The sequence below is a fragment of the Microbacterium keratanolyticum genome (assembly GCF_016907255.1).
GTDB lineage: Bacteria > Actinomycetota > Actinomycetes > Actinomycetales > Microbacteriaceae > Microbacterium > Microbacterium keratanolyticum.
The window spans coordinates 2,132,725-2,159,032 of the sequence record NZ_JAFBBQ010000001.1; the positions used below are offsets into that span (position 1 = coordinate 2,132,725).

The 26,308-nt window shown below is 67.6% G+C and carries 24 protein-coding genes; 12 read left to right on the forward strand and 12 right to left on the reverse strand.

From position 1 onward, the window contains the following. Positions 1-7: 7 nt before the first annotated feature. Complete coding sequence (locus tag JOD62_RS10260; RefSeq protein WP_204939184.1) at positions 8-1,132, reverse strand: nucleotidyltransferase family protein; 1,125 nt, start codon at positions 1,130-1,132, stop codon at positions 8-10. Between the two features lie 56 nt (positions 1,133-1,188). On the opposite strand from JOD62_RS10260, the gene JOD62_RS10265 reads away from it, so the two are divergent. Further along, positions 1,189-2,484 (forward strand): nucleotide sugar dehydrogenase, encoded by a 1,296-nt coding sequence (locus JOD62_RS10265; protein ID WP_204939186.1) that lies wholly within the window; start codon positions 1,189-1,191, stop codon positions 2,482-2,484. Continuing rightward, positions 2,484-3,470: a Gfo/Idh/MocA family protein gene (locus JOD62_RS10270; RefSeq protein WP_204939188.1), complete on the forward strand. Its 987-nt coding sequence runs from the start codon at positions 2,484-2,486 to the stop codon at positions 3,468-3,470. Before JOD62_RS10265 ends, JOD62_RS10270 begins: the two co-directional genes overlap by 1 nt. Before the next feature lie 69 nt (positions 3,471-3,539). Here the strand turns inward: JOD62_RS10270 and JOD62_RS10275 are convergent, their stop codons facing one another. Beyond that, on the reverse strand, positions 3,540-4,925 hold the full coding sequence (locus JOD62_RS10275; RefSeq protein WP_204939189.1) for a tyrosine-protein kinase domain-containing protein: 1,386 nt from the start codon (positions 4,923-4,925) through the stop codon (positions 3,540-3,542). Positions 4,926-5,213: 288 nt separating this feature from the next. On the opposite strand from JOD62_RS10275, the gene rplM reads away from it, so the two are divergent. From rplM to glmM, 3 genes are read left to right on the forward strand one after another with little or no spacing between them, the layout of a single operon-like run. Next, positions 5,214-5,660, forward strand: a complete 447-nt coding sequence (gene rplM / locus JOD62_RS10280; RefSeq protein WP_204939190.1) for a 50S ribosomal protein L13 — start codon at positions 5,214-5,216, stop codon at positions 5,658-5,660. Between the two features lie 30 nt (positions 5,661-5,690). Further along, positions 5,691-6,170 (forward strand): 30S ribosomal protein S9, encoded by a 480-nt coding sequence (rpsI, locus tag JOD62_RS10285; protein ID WP_378788146.1) that lies wholly within the window; start codon positions 5,691-5,693, stop codon positions 6,168-6,170. Between the two features lie 15 nt (positions 6,171-6,185). Then, complete coding sequence (gene glmM, locus JOD62_RS10290) at positions 6,186-7,544, forward strand: phosphoglucosamine mutase (protein WP_204939192.1); 1,359 nt, start codon at positions 6,186-6,188, stop codon at positions 7,542-7,544. A 30-nt stretch (positions 7,545-7,574) separates the two neighbouring features. Here glmM and lepB read toward each other — a convergent pair whose 3' ends face one another. The 3 genes from lepB to JOD62_RS15105 form a co-directional block, all read right to left on the reverse strand. Beyond that, the gene (gene lepB, locus JOD62_RS10295; RefSeq protein ID WP_204939194.1) at positions 7,575-8,291 is read right to left on the reverse strand and encodes a signal peptidase I; all 717 of its coding nucleotides are present in this window, start codon (positions 8,289-8,291) and stop codon (positions 7,575-7,577) included. A 36-nt stretch (positions 8,292-8,327) separates the two neighbouring features. Beyond that, entirely contained in the window at positions 8,328-8,987 is a 660-nt protein-coding gene (locus JOD62_RS10300; RefSeq protein ID WP_204939195.1) for a hypothetical protein, read from the reverse strand. 200 nt (positions 8,988-9,187) lie between these two features. Continuing rightward, positions 9,188-10,084 (reverse strand): helix-turn-helix domain-containing protein, encoded by an 897-nt coding sequence (locus tag JOD62_RS15105; protein WP_204939197.1) that lies wholly within the window; start codon positions 10,082-10,084, stop codon positions 9,188-9,190. Between the two features lie 172 nt (positions 10,085-10,256). Between JOD62_RS15105 and JOD62_RS10310 the strand changes: the two genes are divergently transcribed. Beyond that, entirely contained in the window at positions 10,257-11,606 is a 1,350-nt protein-coding gene (locus JOD62_RS10310) for a hypothetical protein (protein ID WP_204939199.1), read from the forward strand. On the opposite strand, the gene JOD62_RS10315 is transcribed toward JOD62_RS10310, so the two are convergent. The 4 genes from JOD62_RS10315 to JOD62_RS10330 form a co-directional block, all read right to left on the reverse strand. Continuing rightward, positions 11,607-13,070, reverse strand: a complete 1,464-nt coding sequence (locus tag JOD62_RS10315; protein ID WP_204939200.1) for a tyrosine-protein kinase domain-containing protein — start codon at positions 13,068-13,070, stop codon at positions 11,607-11,609. Between the two features lie 64 nt (positions 13,071-13,134). After that, positions 13,135-13,866, reverse strand: a complete 732-nt coding sequence (locus tag JOD62_RS10320) for an arsenate reductase/protein-tyrosine-phosphatase family protein (RefSeq protein WP_204939202.1) — start codon at positions 13,864-13,866, stop codon at positions 13,135-13,137. Further along, positions 13,863-14,309 carry a VanZ family protein gene (locus tag JOD62_RS10325; protein ID WP_204939204.1) on the reverse strand — a complete coding sequence of 149 codons (447 nt, stop codon included), beginning with the start codon at positions 14,307-14,309 and terminating at the stop codon, positions 13,863-13,865. Before JOD62_RS10325 ends, JOD62_RS10320 begins: the two co-directional genes overlap by 4 nt. Positions 14,310-14,318: 9 nt before the next feature. After that, positions 14,319-15,260 (reverse strand): Ppx/GppA phosphatase family protein, encoded by a 942-nt coding sequence (locus JOD62_RS10330; protein ID WP_204939206.1) that lies wholly within the window; start codon positions 15,258-15,260, stop codon positions 14,319-14,321. A 57-nt stretch (positions 15,261-15,317) separates the two neighbouring features. Between JOD62_RS10330 and coaA the strand changes: the two genes are divergently transcribed. Together coaA and glmS are read left to right on the forward strand one after the other, a co-directional pair. After that, on the forward strand, positions 15,318-16,259 hold the full coding sequence (gene coaA, locus JOD62_RS10335) for a type I pantothenate kinase (protein ID WP_204939207.1): 942 nt from the start codon (positions 15,318-15,320) through the stop codon (positions 16,257-16,259). A 122-nt stretch (positions 16,260-16,381) separates the two neighbouring features. Continuing rightward, positions 16,382-18,226, forward strand: coding sequence for a glutamine--fructose-6-phosphate transaminase (isomerizing) (gene glmS / locus JOD62_RS10340; RefSeq protein ID WP_204939209.1), 1,845 nt, complete (start codon positions 16,382-16,384; stop codon positions 18,224-18,226). Positions 18,227-18,324: 98 nt separating this feature from the next. Here the strand turns inward: glmS and JOD62_RS10345 are convergent, their stop codons facing one another. Continuing rightward, complete coding sequence (locus JOD62_RS10345) at positions 18,325-19,161, reverse strand: type IV toxin-antitoxin system AbiEi family antitoxin domain-containing protein (protein ID WP_204939211.1); 837 nt, start codon at positions 19,159-19,161, stop codon at positions 18,325-18,327. A gap of 294 nt (positions 19,162-19,455) precedes the next feature. Between JOD62_RS10345 and JOD62_RS10350 the strand changes: the two genes are divergently transcribed. The 4 genes from JOD62_RS10350 (at position 19,456) to JOD62_RS10365 (ending at position 22,307) form a co-directional block, all read left to right on the forward strand. Then, positions 19,456-19,812: a holo-ACP synthase gene (locus JOD62_RS10350; RefSeq protein ID WP_204939213.1), complete on the forward strand. Its 357-nt coding sequence runs from the start codon at positions 19,456-19,458 to the stop codon at positions 19,810-19,812. Next, the gene (gene alr / locus JOD62_RS10355; protein WP_204939215.1) at positions 19,809-20,915 is read left to right on the forward strand and encodes an alanine racemase; all 1,107 of its coding nucleotides are present in this window, start codon (positions 19,809-19,811) and stop codon (positions 20,913-20,915) included. Before JOD62_RS10350 ends, alr begins: the two co-directional genes overlap by 4 nt. Before the next feature lie 38 nt (positions 20,916-20,953). Beyond that, entirely contained in the window at positions 20,954-21,388 is a 435-nt protein-coding gene (gene tsaE, locus JOD62_RS10360) for a tRNA (adenosine(37)-N6)-threonylcarbamoyltransferase complex ATPase subunit type 1 TsaE (protein ID WP_204940158.1), read from the forward strand. Positions 21,389-21,497: 109 nt separating this feature from the next. Beyond that, positions 21,498-22,307 carry a response regulator transcription factor gene (locus tag JOD62_RS10365; RefSeq protein WP_204939217.1) on the forward strand — a complete coding sequence of 270 codons (810 nt, stop codon included), beginning with the start codon at positions 21,498-21,500 and terminating at the stop codon, positions 22,305-22,307. Here the strand turns inward: JOD62_RS10365 and JOD62_RS10370 are convergent, their stop codons facing one another. Together JOD62_RS10370 and JOD62_RS10375 are read right to left on the reverse strand one after the other, a co-directional pair. Beyond that, positions 22,308-23,840, reverse strand: a complete 1,533-nt coding sequence (locus tag JOD62_RS10370; RefSeq protein WP_204939218.1) for a chitinase — start codon at positions 23,838-23,840, stop codon at positions 22,308-22,310. Then, positions 23,837-26,239 (reverse strand): glycosyltransferase family 2 protein, encoded by a 2,403-nt coding sequence (locus JOD62_RS10375; protein WP_204939222.1) that lies wholly within the window; start codon positions 26,237-26,239, stop codon positions 23,837-23,839. Before JOD62_RS10375 ends, JOD62_RS10370 begins: the two co-directional genes overlap by 4 nt. Between the last annotated feature and the right edge of the window lie 69 nt (positions 26,240-26,308).

Here is a 26,308-nt window from a genome sequence, read left to right on the forward strand (position 1 = left end):
ACTGCGGCTAGGGAGCCGGGCGCACGAGATCGACGAGCGCCCGGCCCGCCCGGCGCAGCCGCAGGGCTGCGCGGCGAGGCGCGGCGATGGTCGTGTCGCCCGCGAGCGCCTGAGCGCTGCGGTTGTCCGGCCAGAGCAGTCGGAAGATCACCCGCGGACGATCGCGCCATGCGACCAGGCGCAGCGCAGCAAGATGCCGACGCGGCCCCGAGGTGATGGACCGCCAATGCCAGTCGGCGGGAGTGGGGGAGAGGGACTCCGAGCGCGTGACCTCGGGGAACGCCCCGCGGAGAGCGAGCTCAAGGGCGAATCCGGCACCGTACGCCTCCACGGCGCCGATGACCTCGTGGCCCGCACGACGCAGGGGGTCCTTCGCCCGTTCGATCTGCGCGCTGGTGACGGCCTGATGTTGAGGTCGCGCTTCGTGCAGCGCGGCGATCACCGCGTTGTCCGCTTTCGCGGGCACATGCGCCGACGTGCCCGCGTAGATTCGCGGCTCCGAGCGCTCCTGCAGCAGGGCGAACGCCCGCTGTGGCGCGACCGTCATCCCCGGGAAGTAGGTGTGCACGTCGATCGCACATCGCCAGCCGTCGGTGCTGAGCGTGAGCGAATGCGGAACGCCCGTTCCGGTGAACGGCGAGATCACCGCATCCCAACCCCAGGGGGCGAGGGCGGCCGCGAGCCGCAGGTCATCGCCGTGCGCGACCCAGCAGTCGACATCCCCGGAATGCTCCCGATCGCGCAGCCCCTGCGCGTGGAGAGCAGGTCCCTTGATGAACACGAGAGGGATCGAGTTCTCCTGGGCGACGCTCTGAACGACGGAGTACACCAGTTCGTGAAAGGCGGATGTGAGCCAGGGCGGTTGCACGGCACGGATGCGGTGCGGGTGCTGGACATCCGAAGAGGCGAACCCCGCCTCGGCCATCTCTGCGATGATCGCCCGATCCGCGGCTGTCAGAGACGCGTCATCCACCGGCCCATCCACGAGCGCCTGCCAGAGCCGAGCGCCGTCTCCGGTCAGAAAGACAGGGTCGCCGGCGCTGATCGAAGCGACCAGGAGATCGCCGTGCTCGGCGAACTGCCCCCCGCGCACGTCGAGGGCGCCGAACCCGATCGCGATCCACTCGCTCATGTCTCCATGATTGCAGGCGCGCAAGTCGAGGTCCGCGTCATCGTAAGGTAGAGATCATGCGCGTCGCCGTCGTGGCCCTGGGAAAGATCGGGCTCCCCCTAGCTGTCCAGTTCGCCGACTCCGGTCATGAGGTCATCGGTGTCGACGTGAATCAACGTCACGTCGACATGATCAACAGCGGCACCGAGCCCTTCCCGGGGGAGGCGCACCTGCAGGAGAAGCTCTCGCACGCCGTGAGCACCGGGAAGCTCCGTGCGACCACGGACTACTCCGACGCCATCCCGAACGCGGAGGTCGTCGTGATCGTCGTCCCGCTCTTCGTCGACGACGAGACGTGGGAGCCGGACTTCGCCTGGATGGACGCGGCCACCCGCTCGCTCGCCGAGCATCTGACCCCTGGCACGCTGGTCTCGTACGAGACCACACTCCCGGTGGGAACCACGCGCGACCGGTGGAAGCCGATGCTCGAGGCGGGTTCCGGTCTCGTCGAAGGTGAGCAGTTCCACGTCGTCTTCTCCCCGGAGCGCGTCCTGACGGGCCGGGTGTTCGCCGACCTGCGCAAGTACCCCAAGCTCATCGGCGGTCTGTCCGAAGAAGGCGCTGCACGCGCGCGGGAGTTCTACGAGAGCGCGCTGCAGTTCGATGAGCGTCCTGACCTGCCCCGTCCGAACGGCGTCTGGGACCTCGGCTCTGCCGAGGCATCCGAGATGGCGAAGCTCGCAGAGACCACCTACCGTGATGTCAACATCGGTCTTGCGAACCAGTTCGGGCTCTTCGCCGCGGCCAACGGGATCGACATCTATCAGGTGATCGAGGCGTGCAACTCCCAGCCGTTCAGCCACATCCACCGTCCTGGCATCGCCGTCGGCGGACACTGCATCCCGGTGTACCCGCGCCTGTATCTCTCCACAGACGGTGACGCCGACATCGTCCGCACCGCGCGCACGCTCAACGCGTCGATGCCGGAGCGTCTCGTCGCTCAGGCCGACGGGCTGCTGGGAGGCCTCGACGGACAGCGGGTCGTTGTACTCGGTGCTGCATACCGCGGAGGCGTGAAGGAGACCGCATTCTCCGGTGTCTTCCCGACCGTGGAGGCTCTGCGAGCGCGCGGCGCCCAGCCGGTCGTGCATGATCCGCTCTACAGCGACGACGAGCTCCGCGCCCTCGGCTTCGAACCGTACACGCTGGGCGAGGCTGTCGACGTCGCCGTGCTCCAGACGGATCACCTCGACTACCGTTCTCTTGCCCCCGCAGACCTGCCGGGGATCAAGCTTCTTGTTGATGGCCGCGCGGCCACCGATGCCGCCCGGTGGGCGGGCACGCCGCGCATTGTCGTGGGAGTGGGTTCCTGATGTCGAAGCTGCGTGTTGGTCTGCTGGGTGTGGGCATGATGGGTCGTCATCATGCGCGCGTGATCCGTGAGGTCGAGGGCGTTGAGCTGGTCGCGATCGCGGATCCCGGTGGCGACCCGCACGGTGTGGGTGGGGATCTGGGTGTTCTTCCGGATATCGAGTCGCTGATCGGTGCGGGCATCGATATGGCTGTTGTCGCGGTGCCGACGCGGTTCCATGAGGATGCGGCGCTGAAGCTGGCGGCGGCCGGTGTGCACACGCTGGTGGAGAAGCCGATCGCGCACACCCTGGAGGCGGGGCAGCGGATGGTGGATGCGTTCGCGTCTGCCGGGCTGGTCGGCGCGGTCGGGCATGTGGAGCGGTTCAACCCGGCCCTTCAGGAGATGCGTCGCCGCCTCGAAGCGGGTGAGCTGGGTGAGGTGTACCAGATCGCCACGCGCCGCCAGGGGCCGTTCCCCGCGCGTATTGCCGACGTGGGTGTGGCGAAGGACCTCGCGTCTCATGACATCGACCTGACGAGCTGGGTCGCGCAGAGCGAGTACACCACCGTCTTCGCGCAGACCGCGTACAAGAGCGGCCGCGAACATGAGGACATGATCACGATCTCTGGGCGTCTCGCCTCGGGCATCGTCGTGAACAACATCGTGAACTGGCTTTCTCCGATGAAGGAGCGTCTCACCGTCGTGACGGGTGAGCGTGGTGCGTTCGTCGCAGACACCTCCACCGGAGACCTGACTTTCTACGCCAATGGCACCATTCCGCTGGAGTGGGAGTCGGTCTCCTCGTTCCGTGGTGTCTCCGAGGGTGACATCACGCGCTATTCCTTCGCGAAGCGTGAGCCGCTGCGCGTGGAGCACGAGGCCTTCCGCGACGCTGTTCTCGGCAAGCCCAGCGACGTCGTGACGATGGAGCAGGGGCAGCGCACCCTCGCCGTCGTCGAGGCGGCGCTCGCCTCGTCTCGCGAGGGGCAGTCCGTCAGCCTCTGACGGCTTCCGACGATACGAGGAGGGGCGCCTGGCGAATCATCGCCAGGCGCCCCTCCTCGTATCGTCTGCTCAAGCGTCGGCGTCGACCAGCGCGGTGCCGTACTGACCGTACTGGCCGTACCCCGAGGAATCTGGCCCCTTCTCGGGCAGCATCGTCACGACGACCCCCACCAGTGGTCCGCCTGCGGTCTCCAGGGTGCGCACCGCCGCTTCCAGCTGCTGCTTCTTCGTGCGGCCGGAGGCGGCGACCATGATCGCACCCTGCGTCTTCTTGGCCACCAGTGCCGCATCCGTCACGAGAAGCAGCGGCGGTGCGTCGAACAGGACGTAGTCGAAGTGCTTCGTGAGCGAGTTCAGGACGTGGTCCATCGCGGCGGAGCCGAGCAGCTCGCTCGGGTTCGGCGGGAGCGTGCCGGCCGGGAGCACGAAGAGCTTGCCGGTACCCCACTTCTGCAGGGCGTCCGCCAGTTCCACGCGCCCGACGAGGACATCGGTCAGTCCGATCGTCCCGTCGACGTCCATGTAGCTCGCGACGCGCGGCAGCCGCAGGTCGCCATCGACCAGAGCGACACGAGCGCCGAGCTGCGCGAGAGCGATGGCCAGGTTCGCCGTCGTGGTCGACTTGCCCTCGCCCGGACCGGAGCTGGTCACCACGAAGGCGCGAGGCTCGCCGTTGACGCCGACGAACTGAAGGTTTGTCCGCAGAGTGCGGAAGGACTCCGCGCGAGGACTGCGGGGATCTGCGTGCACGATGAGGGGGCGCTCGCGGGCACCCGGATCGAAGCTGATCCCGCCGAGCACAGGAGCATCGGTGATCTGCTCGATGTCGTTCAGCGAGTGGATGCGCGTGTCCATCATGGTACGGAGCATCGCCGCTCCGACACCTGCGGCGAGGCCGAGGAACGCACCCAGAGCGATCAGCAGAGGGATGTTGGGGCTCGCCGGCCGCGGCGGAATCGGTGCGGACTGCACGACACGCAGCTGAACGGCGCTCTGTCCGCCCTCCACAGCTGGTGGCTCCAGAGTGGTCTCCACTGCGGTGATGAGGCTCCCCGCCACAGCATCCGCGATCTTCGACGCCTGCTCCGGGCTACCGTCGGCGACGCGGATGGAGATGATGACGGTGTTCGGGGCGCTGCTGACCGTCACCTGTTTCGCCAGAGCAGCCGCGGAGGTGCGCAGGTCGAGCGCTTCGATGACCGGATCCAGCACGAGCCCCGTGGTCGCGACCTCGACGTAGCTCGTGACGACCTGGCGGGCGAACGTCGTTGCCTGGACGAGGTCTCCCGTGGCTGCGCTGTCGGTGCGCACGGAGACATAGATCTTCGTGGCGCTCTCGTACTTCGCGGGCGTTGTGAGCCCGATCGCGGCCCCCACGCCGGCTCCGACGGCGAGGAAGACGAGGAGAAGGACCCAGTTTCGATGCAGGACGCGGACATAGTCGCGAAGTTCCATATGTGAGTGATTCGTTCCGTGAAAGACGTTCCGAGAGCAGCCGCCCGCGGTGGCGCCCCAGCCTAACCCAGGCAGGTTTCGGGGTCACGACGGGGGCGTGTCGGCCTGTGTGACGCGAGCTGCGGCATTTGCAGAGCGGAAGATTGTGACGTAGCCTGGTTCTTTGGTACTCGACTGCCGAGTGCCACGAACGTGAGCCCTCCACTGGCGTGTTCTCCTCCTTTACGAGAGAACCACCCCGGAGTGGGATTCACGAACCTCTCCGTTCGACAAGAAAGCAGCACTATTGTGACGCGCACTTACACCCCGAAGGCCGGCCAGGTCCAGCGTGACTGGGTCGTCATCGACGCCACCGACATCGTTCTCGGTCGTCTGGCCTCGCAGGCGGCAATCCTCCTGCGTGGCAAGCACAAGGCCACCTTCGCCAACCACATGGACGCCGGTGACTTCGTCATCATCGTCAACGCTGAGAAGGTCGCACTGACCGGACAGAAGCTCCAGAAGAAGATGGCGTACCGCCACTCGGGCTACCCGGGCGGCCTCAAGGCTGTCTCGTACGCCGAGCTCCTCGAGAAGAACCCCGTCCGCGCAGTGGAGAAGGCCGTCCGCGGCATGCTCCCCAAGAACACGCTCGGCCGCGAGCAGCTTTCGAAGCTGAAGGTGTACGCAGGTGCAGAGCACCCGCACGCCGCGCAGCAGCCGAAGACGTTCACCCTCGACCAGGTCGCCCAGTAAGCGCCGCACAGACTGACTAAGGACAAACTCGTGGCGAACACCGACACTGACTTCCCCCAGAACTACTCCACCGAGACCCCCGAGGCGGAGGCCGTCGAGACGGCTCCCCGTCCCGTGCTGAGCGTTCCCGGCGCAGCCGTGGGTCGTCGCAAGCAGGCCATTGCCCGCGTGCGCCTCATCCCCGGCTCGGGCACCATCACGGTCAACGGCCGCACGCTGGAGGACTACTTCCCGAACAAGCTGCACCAGCAGCTGATCAACGACCCGTTCACGGCGCTCAACCTCGTTGGTGCCTACGACGTCATCGCCCGCATCTCGGGTGGCGGCGACTCGGGTCAGGCTGGCGCTCTGCGTCTCGGCATCGCTCGCGCGCTGAACGAGATCGACGCGGAGAACAACCGTCCGACCCTGAAGAAGGCCGGCTTCCTCTCGCGCGACGCTCGCGTCAAGGAGCGCAAGAAGGCTGGTCTCAAGAAGGCCCGTAAGGCGCCTCAGTACTCGAAGCGTTAAGCACTCAGTTCCTTCATGGCACTGTTTGGCACAGACGGCGTGCGGGGGCTGGCTAACGGCCCCCTCACCGCTGATCTCGCGCTCACCCTGGCCCAGGCGACTGCTGTCGTCCTGGGCCAGGGGCGTATTGCAGAGGCTCGCAAGGCCTCGGGCAAGCGGCTCACGGCGGTTGTCGCCCGTGACCCGCGCATCTCCGGACACTTTCTGAGCGCTGCGGTCGAGGCTGGGCTCGCGTCCTCCGGTGTCGACGTGCTCGACGCCGGAACGTTGCCGACCCCTGCTGCGGCGTTCCTGATCGCCGATATCGACGCAGATTTCGGCGTGATGATCTCCGCATCGCACAATCCGGCAGAAGACAACGGCATCAAGATCTTCGCTCGCGGTGGCGTGAAGCTTCCCGACGACGTCGAGCAGCGCATCGAAGAGGCGATGGCGGGGCCCAAGCTCCAGCCCACCGGTGCTGAGGTCGGACGCGTCACGCGATTCTCCGATGCAGAAGACCGCTACGCGATGCACCTTCTTGCATCGTTGCCGCACCGTCTCGACGGCATCCACGTCGTGCTGGACTGCGCGCATGGCGCAGCGTCCGGTGTCTCGCCCGAGACCTTCCGCAATGCGGGAGCCAAGGTGACGGTCATCGGTGCCGACCCCGACGGGCTCAACATCAACGACGGCGTGGGCTCCACGCATCTCGACAAGCTTGCCGGTGAGGTCATCCGCGTGGGTGCGGATGTCGGAATCGCGCATGACGGCGACGCTGATCGTTGCCTCGCGGTCGACGCCGAAGGCAATGTCATCGACGGCGATCAGATCATGGCGATTCTCGCGGTCGCGATGAAAGAACGCGGAAGCCTCAAGGACGACACCCTCGTCGCCACGGTCATGAGCAATCTCGGACTGCACATGGCGATGAAGGAGCATGGGATCGCCCTGCGCCAGACCGCGGTCGGAGACCGGTACGTTCTCGAAGAGATGAACGCCGGCGGATTCGCACTGGGTGGTGAGCAGTCCGGCCACGTCATCATGAGCGAGTTTGCGACCACCGGCGACGGTGTGCTCACGGGCCTGCATCTCGTGGCCGAGATGGCGCGACAGAAGAAGTCGATCGCCGAGCTGGCTTCTGTGATGACCGTCTACCCGCAGGTTCTGATCAACGTCAAAGGCGTCGACAAAGACCGTGTCGCCGATGATGAGCATCTCCAGGCATCGGTTCGCGAGGTCGAGGCAGAGCTCGCCGACAGTGGCCGTGTGCTGCTGCGCAAGTCGGGTACTGAACCCCTCGTGCGCGTCATGGTGGAGGCCGCGGATGCGGACTCCGCACACTCCTACGCCGAGCGGCTTGCCTCGGTGGTCAAGGAGCGCCTCAGCCTCTGAGCATCTGCAGTCGCACAACGATGGGTCGTTCTACGGAACGGCCCATCGTTGTATCGGCCAGAGGATCGCGACGACCTTGCCCACGACGTCGCCTCCGTGCGCCCAGCGCCAGCACGTCGGGCCAGCGTCCGTCACCCCACGGCACTGGGCGGCGGAGTCGGACGAGTTGCCCCGGTTGTCGCCGAGGACGAGGTAGGAGTCCTCTGGCACGGTCACGCTGTCGAAGCAGCGCAGCGACCTGGGGTCGGTCGTGCAGTCGACGGACCCGGCGATGAAGGGGAAGTCCTGGAAGACGTAGGGCTCGTCGATGGGAATCCCGTCGACGATGAGTGCTCCCTGAGCGGTGCAGCATTCGACGGTCTGACCAGGCCCTGCGATCACGCGCTTGACGAGCGTGTGCTGTCCGGAGGGGCCGAATCCGCTCACAGAGCCGAGCCAGCGTGCGAAGGCGATCACGGGGTTCGCGTCCTGCGGGGCATGGGCGCCCCAGGTCTCATCGGCGTCGAACACGATGATGTCCCCTGTGGCCGGTTCCGCCGCGACATAGGCAAGTCGGTTCACCAGGACGCGATCGCCGATCTCCAGTGTCTGCTCCATGGAGGCCGAAGGCACCCAATAGGGCTTCGCGATGAACGAGAGCACGAGGCCCACGACGACGAATGCGAGCACGAGGTGGAACCAGGCGCTGCCGGTGACGCGGCGTATGGGCGTGCGCCTCGGCGGCGGGGGAACGGAATCGGCGGTCACGTCATCAGTATGCCGTGACCGCCGGTCCGGGGTCTGCTAGAGGACGGACAGGTTCAGAAGGAAGGAACCGGGTGCTGTCACCGACGTTCCGCCGACGATCGCGTTGCTCGCGTCCCGCACGATGACGGTGAAGTTGAACGTGATCAACGCTGACAGGTTGAGGAGCCCGTCGATGTTCTGGCCGTACATGTATCCGACGTCGAAGGTGTGGGCAGCATTTCCGGCGAGGCCGGGGACGCTGAACGTCGAGGTGATCGTGTAAGGAGCCCAAAGGAGGGGAGTGCCCACGACAGGGACGCTGACGAGCACGGCGCCTTCGCTCTCATTCCATCCGGATGCGGTGTAGCCGCTCAGAGTGCGCACGCCGACTCCGCGAGGCTTGCCGAGAAGGCTGAGGTCGAGGCCCGAGCTGTACTGGCTGACGATCTGAATCGTGAGCGGACCCGCGATCGGGGTGGTCGTGTTCTGAATGCTCAGCTGGTTCGGAGCGGTCATCAGCGCGGTGATCCCCGCCACCTGCCCGCCGTTGAACACGCTCAATCGAAGAATCTGCCCGGCATTCGTCCAGGCGACGGTCGCCGCGGCCGTCGACGCGGCGGCCATCGGCGTCGCCGCCGCAAGCGCAAGGACGGGCACCGACCACGCGGCGCCCTTCACGAGTGTGCGGCGGGAGATGCCCGTCGTGGATTCCGTCATGGTGAGCCCCTCTTCTCCTGTGCAGACACAGGTCAGACGCGAATAGTTCATTCGCGAGGAGCGACGCACTCTTTCGCATCCCCCAGGAGCGACCCCGCACTGCTCAAGCTAGGGAGCGGGCGCAGAAGGCACATCAGGTGAGGTGCGCTTTCTGCGCGAAGTGTGCGCACAATGCGCGGAAAGTTTGTTAGGAGAGTCGACTATTCGGAGGCGCGCGGCGGGTCAGGTCCGTCGCCTCGGTGCTCGCGCACGGCACGGGGACTCTGGTGATACACCGCCTCGGTGGCTCGACGCAGGCTCATCGACGTCGCGAAGCCCGACTTCGCCGCGATCTGCTCGATGGGGAGAGCATCGAAGCGGCTGTCGGAGAGCAACGCATGTGCGGCGCGAGCTCGCGCACGTCGAATCTCAAGGGCGATCGAGGTCCCCGACTCCGCGAAAACGGCCTGCAGCTGACGCAGGGAGGCATGGACACCTGTCGCGATACGCGCGGGGGTCAGATCCGGATCCGCGCACTCCTGAGAGATCAGCCCGAGCGCGCGATCGCGCAGCACGGCATGGGGGCTTCCCTGCGCCCAGTCGGGTCCCGTGCGGTCGAGCAGCACCCCGCCCGCCATCTCGGTCGCCAGCTGCTCGATCGCCGAACGCTCGACGGCGGATCCGACCGAGCCCGACTGCAGCACCGCGGCGACGAATCGGTGCATCGCCGAGTCCAGCATCCGCGTCGTGCTGAACACTCCCACACTGTTCGGCAGGAAGGGTACGTAGGCCTCGACAGCGCGCAGAGGCAGTTTCGCGACGGTGATGCTCCACGTGCCCCGAATGCGGATGCGGCGGGCGCGCACGGTCGGGACGACGATGAGAGGCGCATCAAGTGAGCGCCAGGCCTCACCCGGAGTCCGTGCGCTGACGATCCCGGATTCGACGAAGACGAAGGAGACGTCCGGCTCCGCCCTCGGGCGGGGATGCATGGCGAACTCGCACGAGCGTCCCCACAGCCTCCAGAGCCCGACGTGGCCATACCGCTGACCGACGATCTCGACGCCGAGCGATCCCGGAACCTTCACGAGATCCAACTCTGCGAGCCCTGCGCGCACGTGTGCAGACGGCTCGCGGGCACCCCCGTGTTCGCGGTGCTTCGCTGCGGAAGCCGACCGCTGTTCTGGCCCAACAATCTGTGTCGCCCTTGAAACGGACTGTGCTGCCATTGAAACCGACCCCCACGCCCTCATCGCGAAAGAACCCACTTCGCTGGGTAGGGTAGCAGGCATGTCGCAGAGGGTGATCGTGGAGGCGCTGGGTGCACTCATCGAGATCGATGCGACGGCTCGATCGGCCGCGTCATTCGCGGCGATACAGGCGGCATGGGCGGCCGGAACCTCTCACAGATCGCCCGCCGACGCGACAGTCGCGGTCAGTGCCGAGCATGACGATGACGTGATGCTCTCCGTACTGTCGACCGACGTCACTCTCGCGGCGCTCGCGCACAGGCGGGGTGAGCTGTGGATGCTGCACGCCGCGGGACTCGCCGATGAGCAGGGCCGCACGGTGGCGCTCGTCGCGCCCTCGGGGACCGGCAAGACGACCGCCGCGCGCGTGCTGTCGCGCGATCTCGCCTATGTGAGTGACGAGAGTGTGGGAGTCGACCCCCAGGGCGGCGTCGTCGCCTATCGCAAGCCGCTTTCGATCATCGAGATCGACGACGCGCCCAAGACGCAGGTGTCGACAGCCACGCTCCCCGGCGTTCCGTGGCATCCGACGTCACTGCGCCTGGCCAAGATCGCCGTTCTGGATCGCGATCCCGAGGGGCCGGACGAGCCGGTGATCATGCCGCTCGACCTCGCTGAGGCTCTTGCGCTCCTCGGCCCGCAGACGAGCTACTTCTGCGACCTGCCCGGAGGTCTCCGAGCGGCAGCTGCGCTGCTTGAGGCCACCGGGGGAGCGGTGCGGATCCGCTATCGTGAAGCCGAGACGCTGCGCCCTGTGATGCGCGAGCTGCTGAAGAGCGATCCGGCGCACGGGGTCAAACCCGCGGAGCGTCGTGCGCTCCGCGACTTCACAGGTTCTGCTCCGAACGACGGCCGCATCCGCTACCACCATGCGGCGATGGTCGATGAACTTCTCGTCGACGGCGGTGCGATCGCCGTGCTGCGACGGGGCGGCGAAGGCGGAGAACTGCGTGTCCTCGACGGGGTGGGGCCGGCGATCTGGGAGGCGGCGCACGGCGCTGATTTCGAGGAGATCCACGCGAACGTCGTCGCCGTGCACGGTGCGCCTGACGGCATCGACACGCGCGCCGTGCTGGCAGACACGCTCTCGGAGCTCCTGCGTGATGGGACGCTCGCGAATGAGCCCTCGTGGTGTCTCGCCGACGGTGTGCACTGGGTCACTGAACAGGATCGCACCACGGTCTTCACCACCGACGGGGGGAACCCGGCGGTGGTGTTCGAGGGCGTGTCGCACACGATCTGGCAGGCCCTCGCCGCGGAGATCGCGATACCGCAGTCGGTCCTCGTACGCCGGGTCGCGAAGAACGCCGACGCGGTCGACGATGTTCGCGACGACACCGTCGCCATCCTCGCGAAGATGAACCGTCAGGGGCTGGTCGGGCTCACCTGATCAGCTCGACTGCGTCGCCCGTGACCGCCGCGCCCGCGGGGGCGGGGCGTCGTCCGCCGAGGGGCGGGGCGCCGGCGCGGTGTACTCCTCGAACGTGCCGTAGTACTCACGGCCGTAGTAGGCCGATGCCGAGCCCTTGCGGGGCACGCGATTCAGGACGATTCCCAGCACGCGCCCCGTCGAACGGGTGATGTTCGCCACGGCGCGCTGCAGCATGTCGAACGTCGTCTTGCCGGACGACGCGATGACGATCACGCCGTCTGCGGAGCCTGCCAACACGGCGGCATCGGTCACGGGCAGCACCGGGGGAGAGTCGAGAATGACGATCGCGGACTCACTCAGCGCGCGCACGAAGTCGCGCATGCGCTGGGAGCCGAGGAGCTCGCTCGGGTTCGGAGGAATGCGTCCTGCCCCGATCACCGCGAGCGGGGTGTCCTTCTGCGGGCGGAAGGTGACATCCTCCAGCTGGGCGCGTCCGGCGAGGATGTCGGTCAGGCCCGCGTCCTTGGACATGCCGAAGATGTCCGCGATCACCGGTCGGCGCAGGTCGCAGTCGATGAGGATCGCCCATTGCCCGGCAGCGGCCAGGCTCGAGGCGAGGTTCACCGACACGGTGGACTTGCCGTCGCCGGGCACGGAGCTGGTGACGACGATGACACGGGGCGGGTTGTCGACGTCGATGAACTGCAGGTTCGTGCGCAGTTCGCGGATCGCCTCGACGGTGTGATGCGAGACCCGATCCGAGCCGCCGAGAGAGAAGTCGATCACCTGGCGCTCACCGCTGAGGTTCTTCTCCAGGGGCAGCGTGCCGATCACCGAGACGCCGGTCTCGCGTTCGATGTCGCGTGGGTGGCGCACGCGTCGATCGAGCATGTGACGGAGGAATGCGTATGCGAGGCCGAGTGCGAGGCCGACCCCGGCGCCGAGCAGCACGTTGAGCCGCATGTTCGGCGACGAGGGCGCGCTGGGCAGGCGCGCGGAATCGCCCACAGTGAGTGTCACCGCGCCAGGGGTCGTCGATGTGCCGCCCTCGAGCGTCGAGATCTCGGCCGCCATACCGCGCATCCAGGCCTCAGCGAGCTCCTGTGCGTCCTCGGGCGTGCTGCCCGTCGCCGTGACCTTCAGCACTGTCGTGTCGATGGGATTGGTCAGTGTCACCCGCGACACCAGGGACTCCGGCGACGTGTCGAGACCGAGCTCGTCGATCGCGTGCTCCGCGACCGCGCGCCAGGAACCGAGGTTCAGATACGACTTCACACGGCTCTGCGCGAGTTGATTGCCGATCAGCGCACTGCCCGTCGAACCATCGTTCGAGGTGGCGGTGACGATCCCGGTGGCATCTGCCGTGTACACCTTGGGCTGCAGCAGGCTCCAGCCGAACGCGACACCCGCGCCCAGCGCCGTTGCCAGGATGATGACGATCCAGTGCGCGCGTACGATGCGCAGATAGTCGCGAAGCTCCACGTCGTTCCCCTCAGCTCGCGGGCCCCAGAAGCCCGCTTCCAGCCGAGCATACGGCGAGTCGTGGCTAGTTTCGCTGTTTCTCGAGCGCCGCGCGCAAAATGCGTTCGACTTCGTCGAGCGCAGGCAGCAGCTCGTTCGCGGACTGCTCGTAAACCTCGCCGGAGCGGCGGTACGGGTCGATCACGTCATCCTTGCTCTGGTCGGCGGGCGACTTTCCCCGCTGATCGGTGACGGCCCGAAGGGCGGCCCGCACTCGCGCGTGCACATCGCCGCCGGCTGCATGGGCCGCGGCGCGCGCCTCGTCGGTGGTGAGAGTTGCAGCCAGACGCGCGAATTCGCGTACCGGGAAGGCGCGCTTCATGAGCTGCGGCACCATCTGGACGACGTGAGAGCGGTGCTCGCGTGTCATGGTGATCACGAGATCTGACTCCATCAGCAAAGGCTCGACCAGGTAGCGCGCGGCATGTGCGGATGCATCCGCTTCCCGCGCCCCGCGCTGCACAGCGATCTCCTGGGCCTGCGGGGTCATCCCGTGGCCGACCAGCGCATGGGTGCCGGCGCTGTGAACGCGGACCCCGAGATCGCGCAGACGCTCGCGCAGGAGCACCTCGGCCATGGGCGAGCGGCAGATGTTGCCGGTGCACACGGTCAGGATCGTGACGGGGGTCTCCGAGCCCTCGGGCGACCTCGCGTCCACAGCAGCGGGGCCACCGAACGGTGACCGTGCCGCTGCGAGCTGTTCACGCCATTCACGGCGACTCAGGTTGGGGCGGGTGTCGTCGAGATCGGGGCTCATGCGTTCAGCGTAGAACGTCGACGCTCCACGACCCGTGTGGCAAGACGCCACACCAGCCAGCCGAGCGCTGCTCCCGCAGTGTTGGCGATGACGTCGGACAGCGTCGGAAAGCGTGTCGGCAGCAGGATCTGCACGACCTCGATCAGCACACTCGTCGCGCACCCGGCGAGTGTCACACCCCACCACGACATGCGAGGAGCGGACGCGGCGAGAAGAAGGCCGAAGGGCACGAAGAGCGCGACGTTCGCGAGGAACTCCAACGGCACGTACGCGGCGTCGAAGGGCACTCCCACGCTGTCGGCCACCCACTGGGCGATCGTTCCGACGATGCCCGTGACCTGCGAGGCGTCCTCGCCCGGAAGCCAGACGATCAGCGCGAGTGCGACGAGATAGGGCACTAGCAGCACGCGCGCGGCGAAGCGCAGGCGGGCGTGGGTCGGCATCGTTCCAGCCTAGACGGGGGTCGCCCACTCCATCTGCTCGATGTAGCGCAGCAGCACCCCCTCGCGCAGGGCCCACGGCGACACCTCCAGCTCATCCACGCGCAGCGCCGTCATCGCCGCGTGCAGAGCCACAGCGGCCGCGACGATCTGGAACGTGCGATCGGGGGTGATGCCGGGCAGCTCCTGACGAGCGGACGCGGGGAGCCGGGCGAGCCGGGGGATCCACGATCCGAGCTCGCTGCGGCGCAGCAGCATCCGCTCTCCGCCCTGCGCGCCCGGGAGGGGGGAGCCGGCCAGCCGCGCGAGCGAGCGGATCGCCTTCGACGAGCCGACCACGCGATCCGGGCGGGGGAGCGTTGCGAAGGATGCTGCGACCGGGGCGAGCACCTCGTCGGCATGCGCACGCAGATGCTCGACCGCGTTCTCACCGGGAGGGTCGTTCGGCAGGAACTGCACCGTCAGCCGCCCCGCGCCGAGCGGGATGGATGCGGCGACATCAGGAACCTCCTCGGCGCCGGACGCGATCTCGAGCGATCCGCCGCCGATGTCGAACAGCAGAATGCGACCGGCCGACCAGCCGAACCAGCGGCGCACCGCCAAGAACGTGTGCCGCGCTTCGGCCTCGCCCTCCAGAACCTGCAGGGGCTGGCCGAGGATCGCCTCCAGACGGGCGATCACCGCGGGGCCGTTCGCGGCCTCGCGCACCGCACTCGTCGCCGTCGCCAGCAGCGCATCCACACCCTCGGCGGTGGCGACGGCCTTCGCCTGCGCGACAGCGGCCTCCAGCGCCTGCACTCCGTCTTCGCTGATCGCGCCGGCAGGCGTCAGATAGCGCATGAGCCGCACGATCGTGCGATCACTCGTCGTCGCGAGCGGACGACCACCGGGGTGCGCATCCGCCGCCAGCAGATGCACCGTGTTGGAACCAATGTCGAGAACTCCGAGTCGCACGTCACGAGAGTAGTCCTCCCGCGCCGGCCTTGAGTTCCGCATCAGTACCATTGAGCTGTGACCGCCGATCAGAAGACGCCGCTCTCGCCGTACCGGCAGATCGACCGTGCAGAGTGGGCCCGCCTCGCGCAGGGTCTCGACCAGCCGCTCAGTGAGACAGAGGTCGTGGAGATCCGCGGCATCGGCGACCGCCTCGACGTGACCGAGGTGCGCGAGGTCTACCTGCCGCTCAGCCGTCTGCTCAGCCTGTACGCGACCTCGACGAAGCGCCTCGGCGCGGCGACGAGCACGTTCCTCCAGGAGGAGGACTCCACCACGCCGTTCGTCGTCGGCGTCGCCGGATCGGTGGCCGTCGGCAAGTCGACGATCGCCCGACTCCTGCGCGAGCTGATGAGCAGGTGGCCGGGAACGCCGCGCGTCGAACTCGTCACGACCGACGGCTTTCTCTACTCGAATGCCGAGCTCGAGCGCCGCGGCCTCATGGACCGCAAGGGCTTCCCCGAGTCGTACGACCGCAGGGCGCTCATCGACTTCCTGACCGAGGTCAAGAGCGGTGCCGCCGAGGTGCGCGCACCGTTCTACTCGCACATCCGCTACGACATCGTGCCCGACGCGCACGTCGTCGTGCGGCGTCCCGACGTCGTGATCGTCGAGGGGCTCAATGTGCTGCAGCCTCCGGCGGCGCCGAACGACGTCGCCGTGAGCGACCTGTTCGACTTCTCGATCTTCGTCGATGCCGCCCCCGAGAACATCGAGCAGTGGTACGTCGATCGCTTCCTCGCGCTGCGCAAGGGGGCATTCTCCAATCCCTCGTCGTACTTCAACGTGTTCGCACACCTCACTGACGAGGAAGCCGTCACGACGGCGCTCGGGTACTGGAACGACATCAACATGCCCAACCTCGTCGAGAATGTCTGGCCGACTCGGCACAGGGCCTCGCTCGTGTTGAACAAGGGCACCGATCACGCCGTCGAGAGCGTTCTGCTGCGCAAGCTCTAGGAATCACGGAAAGCGGATGCTGCGGCATCCGCTTTCTGCATCGCCACCAGCGGTTATGTTCGGCGTCTGTGCAGAATAAATGTTCAGAACCTTCGCAAAAATCCGGCTCTACTCTGGGCTCTATGTGTGGAATCGTCGGATACGTGGGGCCGCGCCCCAGCCAGGAAATCCTGATCGCCGGACTCGCCCGCCTGGAGTACCGCGGTTACGACTCGGCAGGCATCGCGGTGATCGACGCCGAGGGTGGCCTGAACATGCGCAAGAAGGCCGGCAAGCTCAGCGTGCTGCGCGACTCGCTCACCGAGCACGAGCTCGCCGAGGGGACGACCGGCATCGGCCACACGCGCTGGGCGACCCACGGTGGGCCGACGGATGTCAACGCGCATCCGCATCTCGCCGACGATGACCGTCTCGCGGTCATCCACAACGGCATCATCGAGAACTTCTCCGCGCTGCGCGCCGAACTCGAAGCAGAGGGTGTGACCTTCCGCAGCGAGACAGACACCGAGGTCGCCGCGGCGCTGCTGGGACGCGAGTACCGCAAGACCGGCGATCTGCAGAGCGCGTTCCTCGCGGTGGTCAACCGCCTGGAAGGTGCGTTCACGCTGCTCGCTATGCACCAGGACCAGCCGGGGCTCGTCGTCGGCGCTCGCCGCAACTCTCCGCTCGTGATCGGCCTCGGCGAGGGGGAGAACTTCCTCGGATCCGACGTCGCCGCCTTCGTTGAGCACACCCGTCACGCGCTCGCGATCGGCCAGGATCAGATCGTCTCGATCACCCCCGACGCGGTCACCGTCACCGACTTCGACGGCAACCCGGTCGAGCCCGAGCCGTTCGAGGTCTCGTGGGACGCGGCAGCGGCAGAGAAGGGCGGATGGCCGAGCTTCATGGCGAAGGAGGTCGCCGAAGAGCCAGAGGCCGTCGCGAACACCATCCGCGGCCGCGTGCGTGACGGGGCTGTCGTCATTCCGGAACTCGACGGACTCGATGACCTCTTCACGGGCATCAACCGCATCATCATCACCGCCTGCGGCACGGCGTCGTACGCGGGCCTCGTCGGCAAGTACGCGCTGGAGCACTGGGCGCGCATCCCCGTCGACGTCGAGCTCGCGCACGAGTTCCGCTACCGCGACCCGGTGATCGGCGCCGACACGCTCGTCGTGTCGATCAGCCAGTCCGGCGAGACGATGGACACCCTCATGGCCGTGAAGTACGCCCGCGAGCGCGGCGCCCGCACCCTCTCGATCTGCAACACCCAGGGGGCGACGATCCCGCGCGAGTCGGATGCGGTCGTCTACACGCACGCCGGACCCGAGGTCGCCGTGGCATCCACCAAGGCATTCGTCGCCCAGATCACCGCGCTGCTGCTGCTCGGCCTGCACGTGGGGCGTGTTCGCGGTTCTCTGGAGGACGGAGCCGCCTCGGTCGCTGAGCTCGAGGCGCTGCCGGCCAAGCTCGCGCACGTGCTCGAGTCGGAGCAGGGTCACGTCGCCCAGCTCGCCGGCTGGATGGCCGACACCCGCTCCGTGCTGTTCCTCGGGCGTCACGTCGGCTACCCGATCGCGCTCGAGGGTGCCCTGAAGCTCAAGGAGATCTCGTACATCCACGCCGAAGGCTTCGCCGCCGGTGAGCTCAAGCACGGCCCGATCGCGCTGATCGAGCCGGGCCAGCCTGTCTTCGTGATCGTTCCGTCGCCGCGGCACTCGGCTCTCATCCACGCCAAGGTCGTCTCCAACATCCAGGAGATCCGTGCCCGCGGAGCCAGGGTCATCGTCGTCGCGGAAGAGGGAGACGCCGCGGTGCTCCCGTTCGCCGACGAGGTCATCCGCATCCCGCTCGCCGGAGCGTTCTTCGAGCCGATCCTTGCGGTCATCCCGCTGCAGATCTTCGCGATGGCGCTCGCCACCGCGAAGGGCCTGGATGTTGACCAGCCGCGCAACCTCGCCAAGTCCGTCACCGTCGAGTGATCCCGGGCACAGATGGCGGGAGATTCCGGGGCAGGCCGCCGGCGATGGCCGGATCTTGCCTTCGGACGTGATATCTCCCGCCATCCGTACCCGATCCTTTATCCACGTCGGGCGCGGACGATCGCGGCGATGATCGCCGCGACGACGGCGTCCCACTCGTGCACGATCTGCGCATAGTCGAATCGCAACGTCTCATAGCCTCGCTGCGAGGCCGCCGCGTCGCGCACCAGGTCGCGGTGCCGCTTCGGTGCGCTCTCGTGGTTTGCGCGTCCGTCGGCCTCGAGGATGAGGCACCGTTCGATGACCATGTCGACACGGCCCACGCCGCCGATCTCGACCTGCGGCTGCACCGCGATCCCGAGCAGGTGAAGGCGCAGCCGGAGAAGCGACTCGAGTCCGCTTTGGGCATCGCCGCGCGCGAAATCGACCAGCCATCGCGCATCGCGGGGGAGTGCAGTCCGGATGCGCTGGCGCGCAGACGCCGACAGCAGCCTCAGGTTCCACGCGGACTCGAACGCGACGAAGAAGAACTCGGACCCGTGACAGGCGAACGCGTGCACGAGGGCATCTTCGAGCGGTGCGATCCCGAGCAGGAGACGCCCCGGTCGGTAGTGCGGCACGCAGTGGCATCCGGAATGAGTATGTGCGCGATTCCCCTGCCCGAGCCACACGTGGACATGCTCATCCTGAACGTCCAGCACCCACACGCGGTGCAGGCGCAGCGCGCGGGCGCAGGTCACAGCTCCGCCGTGGGCGGCCGCGATGACCACATCCTCATGAGCGTCGCGGGACGCGAAGACGCCGGGCCGAACCCGGATGATGGCCCGCTGATGGACAGCGGCACTCAAACGTTTGCGGCTCCAGCCGTACGTCGCGAGTTCGGTTCCGCGCGCGACGCCGTCGCGGGCGGCGAGGATGGATCTGAGCTGAGGCATCCGATCATCGTGCGCCTGGGTCGCGGCCGGTGGCTCGTTGATCCCGGAACCCGTGCACGGGACGAGAGAGACGCATGCTGTGCAGAAGGCGTCGACGACACTTGTGGCCCCACGCTTCACCGGGCCGCGGGACGGATGGCGGGAGGGCGGGCCGCAACCAGGGGTGAGCCCATCCGTTTCTCCAGCCAGGTGGGAATTCTCCCGCCATCCGTTCCTGGGAGGGGAAGGGCCGGGAGGGGAGGGGGACCAGAGAGGCGCCGGACCACGCCCGGACCCGACGACTAGGCTGGAACGGTGATCATCGGCACCGGCATCGATCTTGTGGACATCCCGCGGTTCGAACGCACGCTCGAGCGCACACCGCGGTTGATGGAGCGCCTTTTCGCCCCATCGGAGCGGATGCTGCGCCTGCCGTCGCTGGCCGCACGCTACGCCGCCAAAGAGGCCCTCATCAAGGCTCTCGGTGGTTCGGACGGCGTGCACTGGACCGAGATCGAGATCGCCTCGGAGGCATCCGGTCGCCCGGTCTTCGTCCTGTCCGGTTCCACGGAGGAGGTCGTGCGCGAGCGCGGGATCACCACCGTGCACCTGACTCTCACTCATGATGCCGGAATGGCCGCCGCGTTCGTCGTCGCAGAAGGAGCCCCGTGACCGATCTGTTCCGTGAGGCCGTGATCGACCTCGACGCCATCAGCGACAACGTCCGTCACCTGCGTCGACTCACCGGCGTCGACGTCATCGGCATCGTGAAGGCCAACGCCTACGGGCACGGTGACGCCGCGGCCGCCGTGGCGGCGCTCGCCGGAGGCGCCACCCGCCTGGGTGCCGCGACGATCGATGAGGCGCTCGCGCTGCGGCGCCACGGCATCACGGCGCCGCTCATGGCGTGGCTGCACGCGCCGGGTGAGGACTTCCACGCGGCCGCGGAGGCGCGCATCGAGGTCGGCGTCTCGTCCTTCGCTCAGATCGAGGCCGTAGGTCGCGCGGCGACGACCGAACCCGTCGGCGTGCACCTCAAGCTCGACACCGGACTCTCGCGCAGCGGCATCGCGCCCGCACAGTGGGAGCGGGTCTTCGCCGAGGCGGCGCGCCTGGAGCGCATCGGCCGCATCCGCATCATCGGCCTCTTCAGCCACCTCTCCAACACCTCCGACGACGATGACCGAGCGGCGCTCGCCGAGTTCGAACGCGGCGTCGCGCTCGCAGCGGCATCCGGCATCCACCCGGAGATCCGACACCTCGCCGCGACCGCCGCCGCGATCGCGTTGCCCGAGACGCGCCTCGACGCTGTCCGCATCGGGATCGGCCTGTACGGCCTCTCGCCGTTCGACGATCGCACCTCCAGCGACTTGGGCCTGCGTCCGGCGATGACACTGCGCGCCGCTGTCGCCGCCGTGCGTCGTGTGCCCGCAGGCACGGGCGTCTCCTACAACTATGTGCACCGCACCGCCGCCGAGACGACGCTCGCGCTCGTCCCGCTCGGCTATGCCGATGGCGTTCCGCGCCAGGCATCCGACCTTGGGCCCGTCATGATCAACGGGCGGCGCTTCCGGGTCGCCGGGCGCATCGCGATGGATCAGTTCGTGGTCGATGTCGGCGACCATCCGGTCGACGTCGGCGATGAGGTCGTACTGTTCGGCGATCCGACGCTCGGTGTGCCTTCGGCCACGGAGTGGGCGGATGCTGCCCGCACGATCAACTACGAGATCGTGACCCGCATCGGCAATCGCGTGCCGCGCCGGAGTGTCTCGTGACCCTCGCCGGACGCCGGGAGATCGCGACGTCCGACGGCATGGAGCGGCTGGGCCACGAGGTCGGCACGGCGCTTCGTGCGGGTGACGTCGTGATCCTCACGGGTCCGCTCGGCGCAGGCAAGACGACCTTCACGCGCGGCCTCGCGGAGGCGCTCGGAGTGCGCGGGCCAGTGCAGAGCCCCACGTTCGTGATCGCTCGCACACACCCCTCACTCGTGGGCGGTCCTGCCCTCGTGCACATGGACGCGTACCGTCTCGGGTCCGCCGCCGAGGTCGATGACCTCGACATCGACGTCGCGCGCTCCGTCGTGGTCGTCGAATGGGGACGGGGAATGGCGGAAGAGCTCGCCGACGAGTGGTGGGACATCGAGATCGAGCGCCCGATCGGCGCGCAGACGGATGCTCCGGACGAAGAACTCGACGCAGATGCACCGCGAGTCGTTACGATCGAACGTCGTACCGCTTCACGCTGATCCGACGGCGTTTCCCTTGGGACACGCCCGACCGGTAGGATATCGGCCGACTACCCCGTCGCGTGCGCCTGCGTTCAGTGACAGCCCCGAGAGATGAGCTTTCGCCTACATGACTGATCCATCCGCACAAACGCAGACCGCTGTGATCATCGAAGACGACGCCGCCGTCCGAAGTCTGCTCGACGAGGTCTTCCGGTCGGCCGGATTCCGCACGGTCATGGCCGAGACGGGCACCGACGGTGTCGAGGCGGTCATCGCGCACCAGCCGACGATCACGACCCTCGACATCAACCTTCCCGGCATCGACGGCTTCGAAGTGGCCCGGCGCATCCGCAAGGTCAGCTCGACGTACATCATCATGCTGTCGGCGCTGGCAGAAGAGTCCGACATCGTGCTGGGGCTCGCCTCGGGCGCCGACGACTACCTGGCGAAGCCGTTCCGACCGCGAGAGCTGCGTGCCCGGATCGAGGCGCTGATGCGCCGCCCGCGCACCGAACTCACTGTTCCGGATGCTGCCACTGCCGCCGTGCCGGCACGCAACCCGGCCGTGTCGGCCGCGCTGGAGGATCTCGAGGGGGCCGCCGTCTGGCGCCTGCACCGCGATCTCAGCCTGAACCTGGAGACGCACACGGTTCTCGTCGCGCAGAAGGAAGTCGATCTGACTCCCACCGAGTTCGGACTGCTGGCGACGCTTCTCGAATCGAAGCGCCGCGTGCGCAGCAAGGCCGACCTCGCGCTCGTTCTGCGCGGCGAGGCGTTCGCGTCGTCGTACTTCGTGGGTGAACCCGACAAGCGGGTCATCGAAGCGCACATGGCGAACCTGCGACGCAAGATCGGCGACAACACGGCGGATCCGCGGTACATCGAGACCGTCCGCGGGGTGGGCTATCGCCTCACCCCGCAGGTCGACGGTCGCTGACTACTCCTCGTCGATCAGCGCCCAGGGGGAGCGGTCGCGGTCGGTGATGCCATCGCTGGGCAGATCTCCCAACGTCCACCACTTCGCGCGGTAGCCCACACCTTCGAACATCACTCGGGCGCCCTTCTCGAAGGCCTGCGTCTCCGACCACTCGGGGTACGTCCCGGCGGGGAGGGTCGGCAGGGCGAACGGCTCATCATCCGGCATGACCGGGCCGACGAGCACCCAGGAGGTCTGGTCGGCCGTCGCGATGGGGTCGTCGGGCTGGGGGCCACCCGTCACCCACCACTTCGCGGAGTACACGTAGCCGTGCCAGACGACGCGCACGCCCGCGGAGTACGACGTCTCCGGTGACCAGATCGGGTAGGGGCTCGTCGCAGGGTCGTCGGGCACGGGGGTGAATGGCGTCGGCGCCGGGTCATCGCTCTCGAGCCGTTCCCCGTCGAAGCCGTTGGCGAGCACACCTGCGAACGACAGGCCGGCCTGATCGACGCCACTGCACGCATCCGACACGACCGAGAGGTCGGGGTAGTTCGTGCCGCACTGCCGGTCGCGGTTGAGTGACCACATCGAAAGACGTGCGAGTTTCGCCTTGCGGGCGAAGGCGTTGAGCTCGCGCGCATCATCGATCGTGAAGACCTCGCTCGCGATGTCGTTCTGGCCGATCATCGGCGTCGCACCGAGCACCGCCCAGGCGCCTTCGGCCGGGAGGCCGATGCGCAACTCCGCGTAGATGTCCGCGAGCTGATCGTGCGTGGCCTCCAGAGCCTCGATCGAGACGTCTGCGAGCGAGCGCCGGTTGAGGTCGGTGCCGTAGTTCATCGTCATGACGTTGACGCCGGCGAGATCGACGCCGCCGCGCAGCAGCGTGCGCACGGCCTGCAGGCCCTCGTCGGTGAGGCCATCGGTCGCGACCGGCAGCGTCACCCAGACATCCAGGCGACCGCCGGCAGCCTCGCGCTGCTGCTGCAGTGCGGCGACCGCATCCGCGCGGCGCTCGGCGGCGACCGTGTCGGCCAGGTTCTCGCCCTCGAGATCGAGGTCGATCGCCGTGATGTCGTAGCGGTCCAGAACCGCCGAGTACGCCTTCATGAGGTCCGGAACCGACGCGCAGGCCGAGGCCAGTTCGGTGTTGATCGCGCCACCGAAGGAGACCGCGACGTGCGTGCCGTCTCGGCGCATCTGGTCGACCCTGCGGTCGAGGTCGAGTTCGCTGCCTGCCTGCCGCAGGCCGTACGCACCGCCCCAGGTCGGCACGCAGCTCATATCGCTCTGCGCGACGATGAACGCGAGCACGACGGTGTCGGAAGCGTCGCTCGCGTTCGGCTGCTCCGAGACAGGCGCGGCGGTGACATCGAAGTAGCCACCGAACCAGTGCGGTCCCGCACCCGCGGTCGTGATGGGTGCGGTGCGCGACAGCTGCCACGGGACGACGATCGCTGCACCCGTGACGGCGAGGACGACGGCCACGCCGATGAGCACGCGCAGCGGCGACAGGCGCTTTCCGGGGTGACGACCGGTACGGACACTCATGCGGACACGCTCACGTTCTCATCGCGGGTTTCGGTGACGGGGGAGGGGCGGCGGAAGTCGGCGTCGTCGGCGCCCACCGCGGGCACGGTGTCGTACCGAGGGGTGGCCGACGCAGGCAGCACGCTGCGCGTCTCCGCGGCACGACGGATCTCGTCGACGCCGCGCGCACCGGGAGCCGGGTGCCCCTCGTGCAGCACCGTCCGCCAGTCACGGGCCGGCGCAGCATCCGCTTCTCCTGCCGCCGCGGCGTCGGCGTCCTCCACCCACATCCAGTCCGTCAGCCCGTACCAGGTGTCCACGAGTGCGGCGCGGATGCCGACGTTCGCCAGGAACGACCAGGTCGCCAGCGTCGCGTTGACGAGCGAGAACGCGAGCGTTCCCCACGACCCCTGCTGGAAGCTGATCCAGGCGATGAAGCCCGAGTACACGATGATCACGATCGGCGCGACGATGTACAGCAGCGGAGCGCTGGTGCGGTCCTTGACCTTCGGCGTGCGTGCGAAGGGGATCTTCATGCCGGTGAGGCCCTGCTGGATCGACTTGAGGACTCCGGCCATGTTCACGGGGAGCAGGATCAGGTTGAAGCCGTAGATCCGCAGCACATCCGTGCGCTTGTAGCCGCAGTACTTCAGGTCGCTCGCCATCGCGAGGAAGTACGGCAGCGCGCCCAGCAGGATGAACGGGCTCACGAGTCGGTTGTCGTAGGGGTAGACGAGCAGGAAGATCAGGCCCACGCTCGCCCAGGCGATCGAGGCCATGTAGTTCAGTCGCAGAGTGACTTCGCCGAGCGACAGCGGCGTGTAGGCGCGACGCTGCTCGCGCACGCGACGCCACATCTTCGGCATGATCAGCAGACCGCCGTTCGCCCAGCGTCGACGCTGCACGATGAGTGAGCCGAAGTCCGGCGGCGTCGCGCTGTAGCTCAGACGCTCGGGGTAGTTCACGAGCTTCCAGCCGTGCACGGCGAGGTCGATGCTGGACTCGGTGTCTTCGATGACCGTGCGGTCCTGCACGTAGCGGCGGATCTCGAACCCGTTGTCGTTCTCGATCTCGAGAATGTCGTCGAGTGCCTCCATGCGGATGACGGCGTTCGCCCCGACCCAGAAGGTCGCGTTGTGATAGGTCATGCCCTGATGCAGGATGTGCTGCACGTCGGTTGTCGCACCTGCCAGCCGCTCCAGACGGGTGGGTGCACCGCGGAACGAGGAGTACGGCGTCTGCGTGACGGCGACGGTCGCGTTCTCGGGCTGCTCCAGGAAGTGCACGAGCCGCAGGCAGTAGTCGCGCAGCAGCAGCGAGTCGGCGTCGAGGGTCAGCACGAAGTCGGAGTAGGGGATGTCGAGATCGGCCCGCGCGCCACCGGGGGCCGGTCGCAGCATGATGCCCTTCTCCGTGTGCTCCTCGACGAAGCGCCCACCGAGCAGTCCGATGTACGAGTTCAGGTTCATCGCCTTGTTCGCCTCGTGCGACAGCGAGATGTACTTCTTGCGCTCGAAGCTCGCGAGCTCGGCGGTGAAGATCCACACGAGGCGTCGCAGCAGCTCGTGCACGCGCTCGGCGGGGAGGGTCGAACCCTCGGCGATCGCAGTCCCCACTGCGATCGCCGAGGATTCGAGATCATCAGCCAGCCCGAGCAGAACCTCGTCGATGAAGAAGTCGTCGACGTGGTCCTCGCGCGGAACGCGGGCGGCAAATCTGTGCAGCCAGTCCACGGCGTCGTGGTACGCGCCTTCCACGAGCAGGAGGCCATTCGCGGCATCCCAGTCCTCTTCGAACTCCTCCAGCGTGGTCTGGAACAGTGCGGCAGGCTCGGCCATCTCGAGGGCGATCTCCTGTGCGATACCGCGGGTCTCCGTCATCCGCGCGATGGCGCTCTCGCCCTGCGGGTTCGGGTTGTCGTCGATCAGGAGCACCACTCGCAGCGAGGGGTACTCCTGGAGTGCGGCTGACCAGAGCGTCTTGCGGATGACCGCCGGCTCCTCGGCGTACGACGGCACCAGGACGGTCAGCGGGCGGTGCGCGTGCGCGAAGTGCCGGTCGAGTTCGGCGCGGGGCGTGCGCTGGTGCGTACGGAACCGCTCGAAAGCTCCCTGTCGTGCGACGAGGTACATGAGGGCCGAGAAGGTGAGGAACGTCACGACGATGACGTAGGACGCTCCTTCGATCACGCGCCAGGGCGTGTCGAACTCGCCCGCGAAGAACAGTGTCACGACCACCGTCAGCACATAGAGCATCCACATCGCCACGGTCACCCAGATCGCGACACGACCGAGGATGAGCTTCGTGGTCGACGGGCGCTCGTGCACGGCGGGCAGTGGCGGCTTTGGGCGCTCAGCGCCCCATTGCCGACGGCGGCGCGGTGCAGGCGTCGTGTCGGGCACAGACGTCGTCTCGCTCATTGCTTTCCTCTTCCCCAGCGCCCGGACGGGGTAGTTTCGGGCGCCCCACAGTCAGGCTAGGGGCGCTGC